At 75.8% G+C, this 16750-nt stretch carries 13 protein-coding genes and 1 pseudogene; 11 read left to right on the top strand and 3 right to left on the bottom strand.

What is annotated here, in order from left to right; all coding sequences use genetic code 11:
- The coding region (locus tag NLX85_RS32255; protein WP_254341585.1) for a hypothetical protein at window positions 1–651 on the bottom strand (651 nt) is incomplete at its 3' end.
- On the opposite strand from NLX85_RS32255, the pseudogene NLX85_RS32250 reads away from it, so the two are divergent.
- Both NLX85_RS32250 and NLX85_RS32245 read left to right on the top strand, forming a co-directional pair.
- Window positions 628–1297: pseudogene (locus NLX85_RS32250) on the top strand (tetratricopeptide repeat protein); the annotation flags it as partial. The gene NLX85_RS32255 and the pseudogene NLX85_RS32250 sit on opposite strands and share 24 nt — an antisense overlap.
- 616 nt (window positions 1298–1913) lie before the next feature.
- Window positions 1914–2909, top strand: coding sequence for an HAD-IIA family hydrolase (locus NLX85_RS32245; RefSeq protein WP_254341594.1), 996 nt, complete (start codon window positions 1914–1916; stop codon window positions 2907–2909).
- Window positions 2910–2918: 9 nt separating this feature from the next.
- Here NLX85_RS32245 and NLX85_RS32240 read toward each other — a convergent pair whose 3' ends face one another.
- On the bottom strand, window positions 2919–3254 hold the full coding sequence (locus NLX85_RS32240) for an SCP2 sterol-binding domain-containing protein (protein WP_254341583.1): 336 nt from the start codon (window positions 3252–3254) through the stop codon (window positions 2919–2921).
- A gap of 111 nt (window positions 3255–3365) precedes the next feature.
- Between NLX85_RS32240 and NLX85_RS32235 the strand changes: the two genes are divergently transcribed.
- The 5 genes from NLX85_RS32235 to NLX85_RS32215 all read left to right on the top strand — a co-directional run bounded on the left by NLX85_RS32235 (window position 3366) and on the right by NLX85_RS32215 (window position 10548).
- A complete protein-coding gene (locus NLX85_RS32235) occupies window positions 3366–4094 on the top strand; it encodes a phasin family protein (protein WP_254341581.1) in 729 nt (242 codons plus the stop codon).
- Window positions 4091–4348: a hypothetical protein gene (locus NLX85_RS32230; RefSeq protein ID WP_091309526.1), complete on the top strand. Its 258-nt coding sequence runs from the start codon at window positions 4091–4093 to the stop codon at window positions 4346–4348. Before NLX85_RS32235 ends, NLX85_RS32230 begins: the two co-directional genes overlap by 4 nt.
- Window positions 4349–4371: 23 nt before the next feature.
- Window positions 4372–5226 carry a TlyA family RNA methyltransferase gene (locus NLX85_RS32225; protein ID WP_254341579.1) on the top strand — a complete coding sequence of 285 codons (855 nt, stop codon included), beginning with the start codon at window positions 4372–4374 and terminating at the stop codon, window positions 5224–5226.
- Window positions 5223–6107 (top strand): NAD kinase, encoded by an 885-nt coding sequence (locus NLX85_RS32220; protein WP_091309519.1) that lies wholly within the window; start codon window positions 5223–5225, stop codon window positions 6105–6107. Before NLX85_RS32225 ends, NLX85_RS32220 begins: the two co-directional genes overlap by 4 nt.
- Before the next feature lie 712 nt (window positions 6108–6819).
- Window positions 6820–10548 (top strand): S8 family serine peptidase, encoded by a 3729-nt coding sequence (locus NLX85_RS32215; protein WP_254341577.1) that lies wholly within the window; start codon window positions 6820–6822, stop codon window positions 10546–10548.
- A gap of 183 nt (window positions 10549–10731) precedes the next feature.
- On the opposite strand, the gene NLX85_RS32210 is transcribed toward NLX85_RS32215, so the two are convergent.
- Entirely contained in the window at window positions 10732–11718 is a 987-nt protein-coding gene (locus NLX85_RS32210) for a helix-turn-helix domain-containing protein (protein ID WP_254341575.1), read from the bottom strand.
- Between the two features lie 79 nt (window positions 11719–11797).
- On the opposite strand from NLX85_RS32210, the gene recN reads away from it, so the two are divergent.
- The 4 genes from recN to NLX85_RS32190 all read left to right on the top strand — a co-directional run bounded on the left by recN (window position 11798) and on the right by NLX85_RS32190 (window position 16750).
- Entirely contained in the window at window positions 11798–13555 is a 1758-nt protein-coding gene (gene recN / locus NLX85_RS32205) for a DNA repair protein RecN (protein WP_254341573.1), read from the top strand.
- 118 nt (window positions 13556–13673) lie between these two features.
- Window positions 13674–14852, top strand: coding sequence for a putative cytokinetic ring protein SteA (gene steA / locus NLX85_RS32200; protein ID WP_148431960.1), 1179 nt, complete (start codon window positions 13674–13676; stop codon window positions 14850–14852).
- Between the two features lie 27 nt (window positions 14853–14879).
- Window positions 14880–15821 (top strand): copper transporter, encoded by a 942-nt coding sequence (locus NLX85_RS32195; protein WP_254341571.1) that lies wholly within the window; start codon window positions 14880–14882, stop codon window positions 15819–15821.
- 65 nt (window positions 15822–15886) lie between these two features.
- Window positions 15887–16750 (top strand): hypothetical protein, encoded by an 864-nt coding sequence (locus NLX85_RS32190; protein WP_254341569.1) that lies wholly within the window; start codon window positions 15887–15889, stop codon window positions 16748–16750.

The raw sequence follows: 16750 nt of genomic DNA, 5'->3' as shown, positions 1-16750 counted from the left end.
GGTGGCGACCGTGAGGGCGGCTTCCGTGGGGGCGAGCGCCGCGAGGGCGGTTTCCGCGGTGGCGACCGTGAGGGCGGCTTCCGTGGGGGCGAGCGCCGCGAGGGCGGTTTCCGCGGTGGCGACCGTGAGGGCGGCGGCTTCCGCGGCGGTGAGCGCCGCGAGGGCGGTTTCCGCGGTGGCGACCGTGAGGGCGGCTTCCGTGGCGGTGAGCGCCGCGAGGGCGGCTTCCGTGGCGGCGAGCGTCGTGAGGGCGGCTTCCGTGGCGGCGAGCGTCGTGAAGGTGGCCCCGGCGGTGAGCGCCGCGAGGGCGGCTTCCGTGGCGGCGAGCGTCGTGAAGGTGGCCCCGGCGGCGAGCGTCGCGAGGGTTTCCGTCGCGACGAGCGGCCCGGCGGCTTCCGCCGTGAGGAGCGCGAGGGTGGCTTCCGCGGTGGTCGGGAGCGTACCGAGCGCGACGGTGAGCGCCGGGGCTACGACCGGGACGACCGTGGCCAGGGCCCCGCGTACCGCGAGCGGCGGGACGAGCGCGCCGAGGGGCGTACGGGTGAGGCGCCGGCGTTGCCGGACGAGGTGGTCGCCACCGACCTCGACTCGACCGTCCGGGCGGAGCTGCTGTCGCTGGCCAAGCCGGTGGCGGAGACCGTCGCCCGGCACCTGGTCGCGACCGGGCTGCTGATCGACGACGCCCCGGCCGAGGCGCTGGCGCACGCCATGGCGGCCCGCCGGCTCGCCTCGCGCATCGCCGCGGTGCGGGAGGCGGTCGGGCTGGCCGCGTACCACGCGGGGGAGTGGCAGACGGCCATCGCCGAGCTGCGCACCTACCACCGGATGACCGGGCTGCAGAGCCACCTGGCGGTGCTGGCCGACTGCGAGCGGGCGCTGGGCCGTCCGGAGCGGGCCATCGACCTGTTCCGCGGAGCGGACCGGGACAAGCTCGACCAGGGTGTCGCCATCGAGCTGCTGATCGTGGCCGCCGGGGCGCGGGGCGACCTCGGGCAGAAGGACGCGGCCGTGGCCATGCTCCAGGTGCCCGAGCTGACCGCCGAGTCGACCGAGCCGTGGGCTGCGCGGCTGCGTTACGCGTACGCGGACGCGCTGCTGTCGGTGGGTCGGCGCGAGGAGGCGCGTGAGTGGTTCTCCCGGGCCGCCGACATGGACGCCGAGGGCGAGACCGACGCCGCCGAGCGGCTGTTGGAGCTGGACGGGGTCGTCATCGAGGGTGACGACGAGGTGGACGAGGAGTTCGCCGCTGGTCCAGGCACCCCGGGCGCCGTGCCGGCCCGTCCCGACGCCGACCTGACCGGCGACGCCGGCGACCGCGACGACGACGACGAGGACGACGACGAGGGCGACGGCTACGACGACGAGGACGACGACCTCGACGACGAGGACGACGACCTCGAGGACGATGACGACGACGAGGACGACGACCTCGACGACGATGACGACGACGAGGACGACGACCTCGACGACGATGACGACGACGACCTCGACGACGATGACGACGACGACCTCGACGACGATGACGACGACGATGACGTCGACGGCGACGCGGACGAGGACGACGACCGGCGCGACGAGGACGACGACCTCGACGGGGACGCCCGGCTGCGGGCCGACGCCGACGTGGCGGACGCCGTCGCGGCCGACTCCACCGACGCGGTGCCGGCCGGCGAGGACGCCGGGTACCGGGACCGGGACGCGGCGGACCTGGGTGACGACGAGCTGACCGACGCGGAGGCGCGGTCGCTCGCCGCCGACACCCGTGCCGCCGCGGTCGATGCCGCCGGCCCGGACGCCTCGGGCGGCAACGCGACGGGCGACGAGGCGCCGGAGCGCCGGTGACCGGGAGCGCCGGGGACGCGGGTTCCGGTCCGGATCGCGGGGAACGCGACCGGGCCGGAACGGGCGGCCGGCTGGTCGACGGGTACGCCCTGGTCGTCTTCGACCTGGACGGGGTGATCTACCTGATCGACCGGCCGATCCCCGGCGCGGTCGAGGCGGTGGGCCGGCTGCACGCGGAGGGCCGGGCGGTCGCCTACGCGACGAACAACGCCTCGCGCCGTTCCAGCGAGGTGGCCGACCTGCTCACCGGCATGGGCGTGCCGGCCGGGCCCGAAGAGGTGCTCACCTCCGCGGCCGCCACGGCCGAGCTGCTGCGCGACCGGCTGCCCGCAGGCGCCCCGGTGCTGGTGGTCGGGGCGGAGGCGCTGCGCGCGGAGCTGCGCGCCGTGGGCCTGCGCCCGGTCTCGACGGTGGACGAGGAGCCCGCCGCCGTGGCCCAGGGATACGGCCCGCAGGTCGGCTGGTCCGACCTGGCCGAGGCGTCGCTGGCGGTCCGGGCGGGCGCGCCCTGGTACGCCACGAACACCGACCGCACCCTGCCCAGCCCGCGCGGCCCGCTGCCCGGCAACGGGTCGCTGGTGGCGGTGCTGCGCACGGCGCTGGGGCGGGACCCCGACGTGGTGGTGGGCAAGCCGGAGCCGGCGCTGTTCGCCACCGCGGCCCGACGGGCCGGCAAGGGGCGGACCCTGGTGGTCGGCGACCGGCTGGACACCGACATCGAGGGCGCCCGCCGGGCCGGCCTGGACAGCCTGCTGGTGCTCACCGGGGTCAGCGACGTGGCCGAGCTGTTGGCCGCGCCCGAGGCGCGCCGGCCCGCGTACGTCTCCTTCGACCTTGCCGGGCTCTTCGACCCGGCGGCCGTGGTGCGGGTGCCGGGTGCGGCGGACGCCGGCGGCTGGTCGGCGACCGTGACCGACGTGGGGCTCGCCCTCGACGGCGCGGGGCGCCCGCTGGACGCCCTCGCGGCGCTCTGCGCGGTGGCCTGGTCGACGGGGACCGGCCCGCGGGTGCGGCCGGCGTCCGAGGCGGCGGGGGAGGCCCTGGCCGCGCTCGGCCTGGCGGACTGACCTTCCCGGTCAGAGCAGCTTGCGCAGCTTCATGAGGTCGAACGGGTTGGCCTTGATGGACACCCGCCGGGCGCCCACGGCCTTCATGATGTCGAGCTGACCGTGCACCAGGGCGACCAGGTCGTCGCTGCTGGCGCTCAGCGCGATCTTCGCCTTCGGGTCGTCGCCGTCGGCCAGGTCGACCAGCCGGCCACCCTCGAGGCGCCCGTGGAACGCCGTGTCCAGGTCGGTGACGCGGCAGGCCAGGCTGCGGTCGAGGTCGATCCGGCCCTGCACGTCGGCGTGCCGGTCCAGCCGGGTGGCCAGATCCCGCAACGCCTGCCGGCACTCGTCCACGCTGGCCACATCGTCTCCTCACCACGCGCCACGCCGTTCCCGGCACCGTACCCCAATGGGACGTCCGGGGCGCCCGGTAGCGTGACACCTGCACACCCCGCCCCGCGGAAGGACTCAGGCATGCAGGACGCGTGGCGCGCCTACCTCGAGCTGGCCATGGGCCTGACGGAGGCGCCCCGGAAGAAGGCCCAGGACGCCGTGAAGCGCGCGGTCGGCCAGGGCGGCGCGACCGCCGCCCAGCTCCAGTCGCTCGCCGAGGAGCTGGTCTCCACCGGCCTGGCGAACCGGGAGGCGCTGACCAAGCTGGTCCGCTTCGAGGTGGACCGCGCACTGGGCGCGGTCGGGCTGGCCACCGCCGACGAGGTCGCCGAGCTGACCCGCCGGGTGCACGACCTGGAGAAGCAGCTGCACGAGGCCAAGGCCACCGGCGCGCCGAAAGCCGGCACCCCGGAGACCGCCGCCCCGGGGGCCGCCGCCCCGCGTGCGGCGGACGGCTTCGGCCCGGCCGCCGAGACCGCGGGGGCCGGCGAGGTGACGCCGTCGGGGGAGCCGGCCGCCGAGCGGCCGACCACGCCGGCCGCCGAGACCGCGGGTGCCGGCGAGGTGAAGCCGTCGGGGGAGCCGGCCGCCGAGCGGCCGACCACACCGGCCGCCGAGGCGCCGGTGTCGGCGCCCCCCGTGCCCGCGCGGACCAAGGCGATCGCGAAGAAGGCCGTGGCGAAGAAGGCCATCGCGAAGAAGCCGGCCGCCACGGTCGCCCGGACCCCCGCCGAGGAGTCGCCGGCCAGCCCGACCCGGCCGGTCAAGAAGGCCGCCGGCCGCAAGGATTCCGGCGGTACGGGCTCGTGACCGCGCCGTTCCGCCCGGGCCCGCCGCCCGGTCCACGCCCCGGGCCGCCGCCGGCCGGTCCCCGGCCCGGCCCGCCCCCGGGCGTCCGGCCGGCGCCGGTCGAGGAGGTCGGCGAGGCGCGGCACCCCGCGGTGGACGCCGCCGTGCAAGCCATGATCAACGCCGAGGCGCTGTCGCCGGCGGACCAGATCGCCCAGTACGAGGCGGCGTACGAGACGCTGCGCGAGACCCTGGCCAGCATCGACCAGGCCTGACCCGAGGCGGAGAACAACCACCGATGGCACGTCGTACCCGGCTGGATGCCGAACTCGTCCGCCGTGGCCTGGCCCGCTCCCGTGAGCAGGCCGCCGCGCTGGTGGAGGCCGGTCGCGTCCAGCTGCGCGGGGTGCCGGCCCGCAAGGCCGCCGCGATGGTCGACCCGGCCGACCCGCTGCTGGTGACCGGCGAGGACCTCGCCGCGGAGTACGTCTCCCGGGGCGGCCACAAGCTGGCCGGCGCGCTCGCCGCGTTCACCCCCGGCGGGCTGACCGTGGCCGGCCGGCGCTGCCTGGACGCGGGCGCCTCCACCGGCGGCTTCACCGACGTGCTGCTGCGCGCCGACGCCGCCGAGGTGGTGGCGGTCGACGTCGGCTACGGGCAGCTCGCCTGGTCGCTGCGCAACGACGACCGCGTGCACGTCTTCGAGCGCACCAACGTGCGTACCCTCACGCCGGAGGCGATCGGCGGGCCGGTCGACCTGACGGTGGCCGACCTGTCGTTCATCTCGCTGCGGCTGGTGCTGCCCGCGCTGGCCGGGTGCACGCGGCCCGACGGCGACCTGGCGCTCATGGTCAAGCCGCAGTTCGAGGTCGGCAAGGAGCGGGTCGGCGCGGGCGGGGTGGTCCGCGACCCCGAGCTGCGCGCCGAGGCCGTGCTCGACGTGGCCGCCGCGGCGGCGGGGCTCGGGCTGGGCCTGGCCGGCGTGGCCGCCAGCCCGCTGCCCGGGCCGAGCGGCAACGTGGAGTTCTTCGTATGGTTACGCCGGGACGCGGCCGCCGCGGACCCCGACCGGGTGCGCGCGGTGGTGGCCGCCGGCCCGGAGGGATTTCCGGCCGCCGGGCCGGAGGGCACGACTGAGGAGGTGTCCGGGTGAGCCGGACCGCTCTGCTGGTGACGCACACGGGCCGTCGGCGCAGCACCGAGCACGCCCGCGCGGTGGCGGCCGACCTCATCGCGGCCGGCTTCGAGGTGCGGGTGGTCGCCGAGGAGGCCGACGACCTGGACCTGCCCGGTGTGGTGCCGGTGACCGGCCCGGAGGCCGCCGAGGGCGCGGAGATCGTCTTCGCGCTGGGCGGGGACGGCACCTTCCTGCGCGCCGCCGAGCTGGCCCGCCCGGCCAAGGCGCCGCTGCTCGGGATCAACCTCGGCAAGGTGGGCTTCCTCGCCGAGGCGGAGATCGACGACCTGGACAGCGCGGTGCGCGACGTGGTCGGGCGCAACTACACCGTGGACGAGCGGCTCACCCTCGACGTCACCGCCGAGTTCGAGGGCGGCCCGACCATCGAGTCGTGGGCGTTGAACGAGATCAGCGTGGAGAAGGGCGAGCGGGCCCAGATGCTGGAGCTGCTCGTCGACGTCGACGGCCGGCCGCTGTCCCGCTACGGCTGCGACGGCGTGGTCTGCGCGACCCCCACCGGCTCCACGGCGTACGCGTTCTCCGGCGGCGGGCCGGTGGTCTGGCCCGAGGTGGAGGCGCTGCTGCTGGTGCCGATCAGCGCGCACGCGCTGTTCAGCCGCCCCCTCGTCACCGCGCCGACGTCCACCTTCGCGATCACCGTGGACCCGTTCACCACCCTGGCGGTGCTCTGCTGCGACGGCCGGCGGGTCTACGACCTGCCCCCGGGCGCCCGGGTCACCGTGCGCCGGGGCGCGCTGCCGGTGCGCATCGTGCGGCTCCGCGAGCGGCCGTTCACCGACCGCCTCGTCGCCAAGTTCGACCTGCCCGTGCAGGGCTGGCGCGGCAGCCGTCGCTGACCGGCGGCTCAGCGACGACCCGTCGGGCCGGTCATCGGCCCGTTCGGCGTACCCGGGTGGGGCCGCGGGCGGGTTACGGTAGGAACCTCCCCCGACGACGGCACGCCGCGCCGGTCCCGGCGTAGCCCGCCGGCACCGCTCGGCGGGTGGTTCCGCCTTCACGGCGGGGCGGGGTTCGTCGGGGCCGGCAACGCCGTCCTCCGGGACGGCGCTCGGGGCGTCCGGACTGCGTCGAGGTGGAGTCCGGGCGGGGCGGCGAGGCCGTGCCTGCCCGGACCGCGCGGTCCGACGGTCGTGGCCCTGACCAGGGGGTGGTCGGGTCCACGACGGTCGGGGTGTCGGAGGAGTCGCGGCCGGCCGCGGCGGGCGGACGGCGAGCCGCGCCCGGCCGGGTTTCGACCCCGGTCGGGTCGACCGGATCGACGAGCCGCCGTCGGAGGAAACGGCGGCTCACGAACCGGGCGGCGACGCACTCGTTCCGGCACCCCGGCCATCGACCGCGCCAGCCCGCGCCCCCCTTTCATGCCCCCGCTCCCCGGCAATCCGCCCGACACCTGGTGGTCCGACCGCGGTCGACCCGTGTCCACCTGGCGACATGTCGCCGGTGCGGCGCGGCGTACCTAGTGACCGACCGATGATCTCCGTCGCAGACTCCGGTCGGCCGGCCTCAATCCCCCCCGAGGCCGGCCACCCGAGTAGAGGAGCGCATCGCATGCACCGGTCCCCACGCTGGCTCGCCGCCGGCGCGGTCGGCGCGCTGGTGGTCGGACTCGCCGTACCGGCGTCCGCCGACCCGCCCGCCCCGCCCACCGGCCCGAGCCCGGCCACCCCCGCCCCGGCCGCCGCACCCGTCCGCATCACCTTGATCACGGGCGACCAGGTCGACCTCGCCCCGGCCGCGCCGGGCCGGGTCGCCGCCACGGTCCGTCCCGGACCCGGCCGGGAGCGGGTCACCTTCCACACCCTGGAGGTCGACGGCGGGCTGCGGGTGCTGCCCAGCGATGTCGTGCCGTACGTCTCCGCCGGGGTGCTCGACGCCGACCTGTTCGACGTGCAGGAACTGGTCGCGGACGGGTACGGCGACGCCGCGCAGGGCGCGTTGCCGCTGATCGTCCGCTACCAGCAGCCCGCCGCCGGCCGGGTCCGGCCGCTCGCCGGCGCCACCGCCGCCCGGCCGCTGGAGAGCATCAACGGTGCGGCGCTGCGGGTCGGCAAGGGCGACCTCGGCGGCCTGTGGACCACGCTGCGGGGCACGTCGGAGGCCCGGACCACCGGTGGCGCGCCCCGGCTCGGCGCCGGCATCGCCCGCGTCTGGCTGGACGGGCGGGTCCACGCGGATCTGGAGCACAGCGTGCCGCAGATCGGCGCCCCGGCGGCCTGGGCGGCCGGTCGGGACGGCACGGGCGTCCGGGTGGCGGTGCTCGACACCGGCGTCGACGCGGGCCACCCCGACCTGGCCGGTCGGATCGCCGAGGCGCAGGACTTCACCGGCAGCGGCAGCGCCCGGGACGGCCACGGCCACGGCACCCACGTGGCGTCCACCATCGCCGGCAGCGGCGCCGCGTCCGACGGGCTGCGCAAGGGCGTCGCGCCCGGCGCGCAGCTGCTGGTCGGCAAGGTGCTGGACGACAGCGGCCGCGGCTACGACTCGTCCATCATCGCGGGCATGGAGTGGGCCAGCCACTCCGGCGCGAAGGTGGTCAGCATGAGCCTCGGCGGCCCGGCCACCGACGGCACCGACCCGATGAGCCAGGCGGTCAACGACCTCACCGCCGAGACCGGCACGCTCTTCGTGATCGCCGCCGGCAACAGTGGCGCCGCCGGTACCGTCGGGACGCCGGGCGCGGCCGGCGCCGCCCTCACCGTCGGGGCGGTGGACCGCGACGACAACCTGGCCGACTTCTCCAGCCGCGGCCCCCGGATCGGCGACAACGGCCTGAAGCCGGAGATCACCGCGCCGGGCGTCGGCATCGCCGCGGCCCGCGCCGAAGGCACCACCATGGGTACGCCGGTGGACGAGGCGTACACGCGGGCGTCCGGGACGTCGATGGCGACCCCGCACGTGGCCGGCGCCGCGGCGATCCTCGCTCAGGAGCACCCGGACTGGACCGCCGGGAAGCTCAAGGACGCGTTGGTCAGCACGACGAAGGCGAACCCCGCGCTGACCGTCTTCGAGCAGGGCGGCGGCCGGGTCGACGTGGCCCGCGCGCTGAGCCAGCGGGTGTACGGCTCGGCCACCGCCGACTTCGGCCGGGTGAACACCGGCGGTGCGGTGGCGGAGCGGACCGTGACGTACACCAACGGCACGTCCTCCCCGCAGACCCTGCGGCTGGCCCTCGAGCTGCGCAACCTGGACAGCGGCGCCGCCGAGCCGGACGGGGTGTCGCTCGACGGCACGGAGGTGACCGTGCCGGCCGGCGGCAGCGTGGCCGTCCCGCTGCACGCCGACCCGGCGAAGCTGGACCGGGGAGTGCACGGGGGCTGGCTGGTGGCCACCGGCGCGGACGGTCTCGCGGTGCGTACGGCCGTCGGGCTCACCCTCAGCGGCCCGATCCACACCGTCACCCTGCGCGCGCTGGACATGGCCGGACAGCCCGGCCTGGCGTCGGTGTTCACCCTCTTCGGCGAGCACCCCGAGTCGGACCACCTCGGCTGGATCCCCGGCGACGTGCAGGTGCAGGTCGAGGAGGGCCCGTACCTGTTGGAGGGCCTGATCGAGCACGGCGCCCCGCTGGACGAGCAGATCACCCTGGTCACCGACCCCGAGCTCATGGTGGATCGCGACCTCACCGTGGTGCTCGACCCGCGCAAGGGCACTCCGGTGCGGATCGAGACGCCGAAGCCGTCCGAGCAGCGGGCGGCCCTCAGCTTCTACGAGCACCGGGTCTTCGGCAACGGGCGGCAGGTCGACCACGGCGTCATGAACTTCAGCACGACCCAGCAGGTCAACGTCACCCCGACGCGGCCGGTGAGCCGGGGCGAGTTCGAGTTCGCCTCCCGCTGGCAGCTGGTCGCGCCCATGGTGGCCGCCCAGGTCAGTGACGTCTCCGGTCCGCTGGACATCAACCTGCTGGGCCAGTCGCCGGCTCCGGCGGGCCGGCGGAAGCTCCCGCTGGTCTGGGCGGGCGACGGCACCGCCGCCGAGCTGGCCAAGGCCGGGGTCCGGGGTGCGGCCGCGCTGGTGGCCGGCAGCTACGACCGTGCCGAGGAGGACCAGATCGCCGACGCCGCGGCGGCCGGCGCCGCCATGGTGCTCATCGTCCGCCCGGCGGACCGCAGCGCGTGGACGGTCTGGCGCCCGGACGGGGACCGGTTGCCGATCCCGTCGCTGGTGGTCGCGTACGACGACGGGCAGCCGATGATCGCGGCGGCGAAGCGCGGCCGCGCCACCCTGGACGTGACGCTGACCGTGGACAGCCCCTACCTGTACGACGTGTGGCAGGTGTCGAAGGGTCGCGTCCCGGAGCGGATCGTGCACCGCGTGACGGCGGACAACACCGCCGAGGTGACCACCCGCTACGCCGACACCGGCGGGTCCGACTGGGCCACTGAGCAGCGGTTCGGCTGGCGCCCGTGGCAGGAGTACTCCTGGAACGACGACCAGCGCATGGTGCGTACCGGCACCACCCGGCAGGAGTTCGTCAGCGCCGGGGACAACTGGTGGCAGCAGCGGGTGCTGCACCGGCTCACCTGGTCCTGGGGGCCGCTGCTCGGCGGGCTCACCCAGCAGCCCCGGCAGTACGGCGTCGACGACCGGGTCACCGAGACCTGGCACGCCCCGGTGGTCCGGCCGGCCGTGCCGGCGGGCGCCGGAGCGCAGGTGCCCACGCGTACCGGCGACACCCTGAACCTGCCGGTGGCCGAGTTCGTCGACGCGGACGGCCACTACGCCTCGGCCGGCTGGGGCGAGGAGCAGGACACCGTCGAGCGCCGGCTGAGCCGGGACGGGCAGCAGATCGCCGACCTCTCCGGGGGCTGGGCGCCGGTGCCGACCACCTCGGGCGCGGCCCGGTACCGGCTGGACGTCACCACCCAGCGTGCCTCGGAGGAGTGGCGGTGGGCCACGCGTACCGAGACGGCCTGGCAGTTCACCTCGGCCCGCCCGGACGGTGACGCGGCCCAGCCGCTGTCGCTGCTGCAGGTCGACTACCAGGTCCCCGCGGACCTGCGGGGCGAGGTGCCGGGCGGCCGGCCGCACCAGGTGGGGCTGACCCTGCGCCAGCCCGCCGGCGTACCGGCGCCGACCGGTGTCGGGGTGCGGGTCGAGGTGTCGTTCGACGGCGGCCACACCTGGCGGACCGTGCCGGTGCGCGGTTCGGGCGCCCGGTTCACCGCGACGGTGCCGGCCGGGCGCGGCACGGTGTCGCTGCGGGTGCACGCCGGTGACCGGTCCGGCAACAGCGTCGACCAGACCGTGCTCGACGCGTACGGCCTGCGCTGAGCCGACGTCCGCGCGGGACGGACCTCCCCTCGCCCGCGCGGACGTCACTCCCGTCCGTCCGGGGCGCCCGCCTTCTACGGCGGTGGGCACCCCGGACGGCGCCGCGGCCGTCGCTGCCGCCGGCACCGCACTCGGGAGGCGGGGCCGGCGGCGGCGCGGCCGGTGGCGGGGGTGCCGGGCGGGTCAGAGCCAGCCGCGGCGGGCGGCCTGGTAGGCCAGACCCGGCCGGGTGTCGACCCCGGCCACGGTCATCAGGTCGGCGAGACGCCGCTGCACCGTGCGGCGGCTCACGCCGAGCTGCGAGGCGATGGACTTGTCCGGCACCCCGGCCACGAAGAGCGACAGCAGCCGGATCTCCTCGGCGTCCGGCCGGTAACCTCCGCCCGCCCGGTCCTCGATCGGCGCGGCGGACGAACTCACCGGCGTCGCCATGAGCCAGTGGCTCTCGAAGAGGGCGAGCAGCGCGTCCAGCAGCTGGCTGCGGCCGATCACGGCGGCCGTCGGTTCGCCGCTGCCCCGCTCCGACACCAGCGGACAGACCGCCGTCCGGCCGTCCACGATGGCCAGACGGACGGGCAGCCGGTCCAGGACGCGTGCCTGCTCGCCGGCGCGTACGCCCTGCTCGACGTCGGCGAGCGCGCCCGGTTCGAGGAGCATCTCGCGCTCGTAGATGGCCCGGTAGCGGACCCCGCGGGCCAGCGCGTCGAACTCCTCGACGTTCTCCTGGCCCGCCATGGCCAGGGGGTTGGCCCGGCAGAACCACAGCACCTCCGACCGGGCGCCGTTCTGCAGGTCGCGGAGGCGCTCGCGGAGCGCCCGGGCGCCGGTGACCACCTCGACCAGGTGCGCGGCGTCGTGCCGGCGCATCCCGGCCCGGTACTCCTCGGTGAGCTGGGTGACCGCCGCGCGGGCCGACTCCAGGGCCTCCTGGCGGCGCAGCAGCGCCTCGCCCAGCGGGACGTCGGGCGCCAGCGGCCGCAGCGGCGCGTCGGGATCCGGCCCGACCGGCGGGACGAGTCCCTTGCCGCGCAGGGTGTCGAGCTGGGCCAGGATGTCCGCGCGCGGGCGGCCCAGCCGCTCGGCCAGCTCCCCGACCCGGGCGGTCGTGAGCTGCACCAGGCAGCGGTAGAGCCGCTCCTCGTCCGGGGTCAGGCCGATCACGTCCAGCACGGGGCAGAACTGTACGACCCCACCGGCTGCCCCGCGCCGGCTGGTCAAGTGTCGGAGGACGCGTCTACTGTCGGGTGCTGTGCTGGAAGAGCTGCGCATCACCGGACTGGGCGTCATCGAGGACACCACGCTGCCGCTGACCGGCGGGATGAACGTCATCACCGGCGAGACCGGTGCGGGCAAGACCATGGTGGTGACCGGCCTCGGCCTGCTCTTCGGCGGTCGGGCCGACGCGGGCCGGGTCCGCGCCCAGCCGGGCCGCGCGGTGGTGGAGGGCCGGCTGCGCCTGCTCGGCCGGGTGGCCGAGACGGTGCACGCCCGGATCACCGACGCGGGCGGCGAGCCCGACGAGGACGGCTCGCTGCTGCTGAGCCGCACGGTCACCGTCGAGGGCCGGTCCCGGGCGCACCTGGGCGGCCGCAGCATGCCGGTGTCGATGCTGGGCGAGGTCGGCGAGCAGGTGGTGGCCGTGCACGGCCAGTCCGACCAGCTGCGCCTGCTGCGCCCGGCCGAGCAGCGGGCCGCGCTCGACCGGTTCGCCGGCCCGGAGCACGAGAAGCTGCTCGACGCGCTGCGCGAGGCGTACACCCGGTGGCGGGCGGTGGTCGACGACCTGGCCGACCGGCGGCGCAACGCCCGTGAGCGCAACCAGGAGGCCGACCTGCTCCGGCTCGGCCTCGACGAGATCACCCGGGTCGACCCGCAGCCCGGCGAGGACGACGAGCTGAAGGCGGAGGCGCAGCGCCTGGAGCACGCCGAGGGGCTGCGCACCGCGGCCCAGGTGGCCCAGCAGTGCGTGGCCGGCGGCGTGGAGGCGGCCGACGACACCCCCGACGCCACGGCGCTGCTCGGCACCGCCCGGCGCACGCTGGAGGCGCAGGCCGGCACCGACCCCGCCCTCGGCGAGCTGGCCGCCCGGCTGGAGGAGGCGGCCACGCTGGTCACCGACGTCTCCGCCGAGCTGTCGAGCTACCTCGCCGCGCTCGACGCCGACCCGGCCCGCCTCCAGACCGTCTACGAGCGCCGGGCGGCGCTGCGCGGGCTCACCCGGAAGTACGCCGACGACGTCGACGGCGTGATCGCCTGGGCCGAACGGGCCCGCACCCGGCTGTCCGACCTGGACACCTCCGACGAGCTGCTGGACGAGCTGGACAAGGAGGCGGCCCGGCTCGCCGGCGAGGTGGCCGACCTGGCCGGCCGGGTCTCCACCTCCCGGCAGGAGGCCGCGGTCCGCTTCGCCGAGCAGGTCACCGTCGAGCTGGCCGGGCTGGCCATGCCGCACGCCCGGATCGAGGTGGCCGTGCTGCCCCGGCCGGTCGGCCGGTCGGAGCCGAGCCTGCCGGTCAACGGGGTCGAGGCCGGCGTGGGGCCGGACGGGGCCGACGAGGTGGAGCTGCGGCTGCTCGCCCACCCGGGCGCGCCGGCGCTGCCGTTGCAGCGGGGCGCCTCCGGCGGCGAGCTGTCCCGGGTGATGCTCGCCATCGAGGTGGTGTTCGCCGGTTCCGGCGGCCCGCCCACCCTGGTCTTCGACGAGGTCGACGCCGGCGTCGGCGGGCAGGCCGCCGTGGAGATCGGCCGGCGGCTGGCCCGGTTGGCCCGCAGCCACCAGGTGCTCGTGGTCACCCACCTGCCCCAGGTCGCGGCGTTCGCCGACCGGCACCTCGTGGTGGCGAAGGACACCGGGGGAGCGGTCACCACCAGCGGCGTGCGGGTGGTGGAGGACACTGAGCGGGCCCGGGAGCTGGCCCGGATGCTCGCCGGTTTGCCGGACTCGGATCTGGGTATCGCCCATGCCGAGGAACTCCTGGCCGTGGCGGCCAAGGAAAGGCGTCCGTGATCCCGAGATTGTGAGCGCAAGCACACCGGCGTGCGCTCCGGTGTGCTTCCCTGGGTAGGCGGCCCTGCTCAGGCATGTCGCGACAGCAAACCCTGCCTCACATGCCAGGATGGTCACGATGCGTCTACCCACGTTGCGCCGGACCCGGAACGCGGAACCGGGCTCGATCCTCGGCACCGCGCGCCTCGACCGCCGGACGAAACGCCTGGTCGGCCGCCTGCGCCCGGGGGACATCGCGGTGATCGACCACGTCGACCTGGACCGGGTGGCGGCCGACTCGCTGGTCGCTGTCGGTGTCGCGGCCGTGCTCAACGTGAAGCCGTCGGTCTCCGGGCGCTACCCGAACCTCGGCCCCGAGGTGCTCATCTCGGCCGGCATCCCGCTCCTGGACGACCTCGGCGAGAGCGTCTTCGAGCAGATCCGCGAGGGCGACGTGGTGCGCATCGAGGGCAACACGGTCTTCGTCGGCGAGGAGCCGGTCGCCCACGGCGCCCTCCAGGACGCCGAGACGGTCGCCAAGTCGATGGCCGACGCCCGGGAGGGGCTGTCGGTGCAGTTGGAGGCGTTCGCCGCCAACACCATGGACTACCTCAAGCAGGAGCGCGACCTGCTGCTCGACGGCGTCGGCGTGCCGGAGATCCAGACCCAGCTCCAGGGCCGGCACTGCCTCATCGTGGTCCGCGGCTACGACTACAAGGCCGACCTGGACGTGCTGCGCCCCTACATCCGCGAGTTCAAGCCGGTGCTGATCGGCGTGGACGGCGGTGCCGACGCGCTGGTCGAGGCCGGCTACACCCCGGACATGATCATCGGCGACATGGACTCGGTCACCGACGACGTGCTGCGCTGCGGCGCCGAGGTGATCGTGCACGCCTACCCGGACGGCCGGGCGCCGGGCCTGCCCCGGGTCAACGGCCTCGGCGTGCCGGCGATCACCTTCCCGGCCGCGGCGACCAGCGAGGACCTGGCCATGCTGCTGGCCGACGAGAAGGGCGCCTCGCTGCTGGTGGCCGTCGGCACCCACGCCACCCTGGTGGAGTTCCTCGACAAGGGCCGGGGCGGCATGGCCTCGACCTTCCTGACCCGACTGAAGGTGGGCGGCAAGCTGGTCGACGCCAAGGGCGTCAGCCGGCTCTACCGGCAGAGCATCTCCGGCTCCTCGCTGCTGCTGCTCATCCTCTCGGCGGTGGCCGCGATGGCCTCCGCGGTGGCGGTCTCCACGGTCGGCAAGGCGTATTTGGGCGTGGTGTCGGAGTGGTGGGACAATTTCGTGTTCCAGCTCGGCCAGCTCTTCTAGCTCCCCGACGATCAAGAGGCTGCAAGCGTGATCAACTTCCGCTACCACGTGGTGTCCCTGACCGCGGTCTTCCTGGCGCTGGCGATCGGCCTTGTGGTCGGCACCGCCGCCCTCAACGGGCCGGTGGCCGACTCGCTCAAGGAGCGGGTCAACGGCCTCAGCAAGGACAACTCGCTGATGCGCCAGTCGGTCAACAACCTCCAGAAGGAACTGGACATGGAGGAGGACTTCGCCGCCGAGATGGCGCAGGTCGTCCTCCCCGGCAAGCTGAGCGGCCGGCGGGTGCTGGTGCTCAGCCTGCCCAGCGGCCGGGACCACACCGAGGGCGTCGTGAAGATGCTCCAGCTCGCCGGGGCCAACGTCACGGGCCGGATCGACGTGCAGGACAAGTTCGTCAACCCGGACAGCAACAACAACCTGCTGGAGCTGGCCGTCACCGCGGCCCGCCCGAACAGCGTGCCCACCTCCGGCCTGCCGGGCAACGGGCACGGCGTGGAGACCTCCAGCGCGCTGCTCGCCAGCGTGCTGCTGGACCGGCCGCAGGGCCAGGCGGCGGTCACCGACGCGGACCGCCGGGCGGTGGTCCAGCAGTACGTCACCTCCGGCTACCTCACCTCCGAGAACAAGATCTCCGGCGCCGCCGAGGCGGTCGTGCTGGTCAGCGGCCAGCCGTACGTCGACAAGTTCTCGGCGGAGAAGGACGAGTCGGTGGTGAAGATCGCCGAGCAGTTCGACCGGACCGGCGCCATCGTGGTGGCCGGCATGGGCTCGGCCGGCGGCAACGTGGTCTCCGTGGTGCGGGGCGACCCGGTGCTCGCCCAGACCATCTCGACCGTCGACAACGCCAACACCGTGCAGGGGCAGCTGGTCACCAGCCTGGCCCTGGTGCAGAAGCTGACCGAGAAGAAGGCCGGCCAGTACGGCGTCGGCGACAACGCCGCCGCGCTGCTGCCTAAACTGCCCCAGTGACCGCTGGGCCGGCGTCTGTCCGGTCCGTACCGCGTCGCGCTGGACATCCGGATCGGAGGGGTCGCGTGAGACTGGGTCGGCTGCTGGCCGTCGGCGCGGGGGCGCTGGCCGCCCGCTACGTGCTGCGGGAGGTGCGCAGCTCGCCGAGCGCGCCGTCGCTCGAGCGCACCAACTACCGGGGCCGCACCGTCACCCTGGCCGCCGGCCCGGCCCTCGCGGTCGGCGCGGCCACCGCGGGCGCTCTCGGCGCGGGCAGCGCCCCGGCCGGCGCCGCCGCCCTGCTCGCCGGAGTGGGCGCGGGTTCCGTGGGCCTCTACGACGACATCGTCGGCGCGCGCCCCGACCAGAAGGCCGCCAAGGGCTTCGCCGGGCACCTGGCCGCGCTGCGCGAGGGCAGGGTCACCGCCGGGCTGGTCAAGATCGTCGGAGTGGGCGCGGCCGGGCTCGGCGCCGCGGCGCTGCTCGCCGCCGACAAGCGGGTCGCCGCGCACCCCCGCCGGCAGCGCGCCGGCAGCTTCGGCCGCGGGCTGGACGTGCTGCTCGGCGCCGGCGTGGTGGCCGGTACGGCCAACCTCGTCAACCTGCTCGACCTGCGCCCCGGCCGGGCGCTGAAGTCCGGCATGCTGCTCGGCGCCCCGCTGGCCACCGGCCCGTACGGGGGCATCGCGGCGGGCGCGGTCGGGGCGGCCGCCGGGCTGGTCCGGGACGACCTCGACGAGCGGGTCATGCTCGGCGACAGCGGCGCCAACGCGCTCGGCGCCCTGCTCGGGGTGAGCCTGGCCGCGCGGACCGGGCCGCTGGGCCGGGCCGGGGTGCTGGCGGTGCTCGCCGCGCTCACCGCCGCCAGCGAGAAGGTGAGCTTCACCCAGGTGATCCAGCGGACCCCGGGGCTGCGGCACCTCGACGAGCTGGGCCGGCTCGCCGACTGA

It is taken from the genome of Micromonospora sp. A3M-1-15 (assembly GCF_024213425.1).
GTDB lineage: Bacteria > Actinomycetota > Actinomycetes > Mycobacteriales > Micromonosporaceae > Micromonospora > Micromonospora chersina.
The sequence above is the reverse complement of the archived record's forward strand: the minus strand, read 5'-3'. Positions and strand labels throughout refer to the sequence as shown.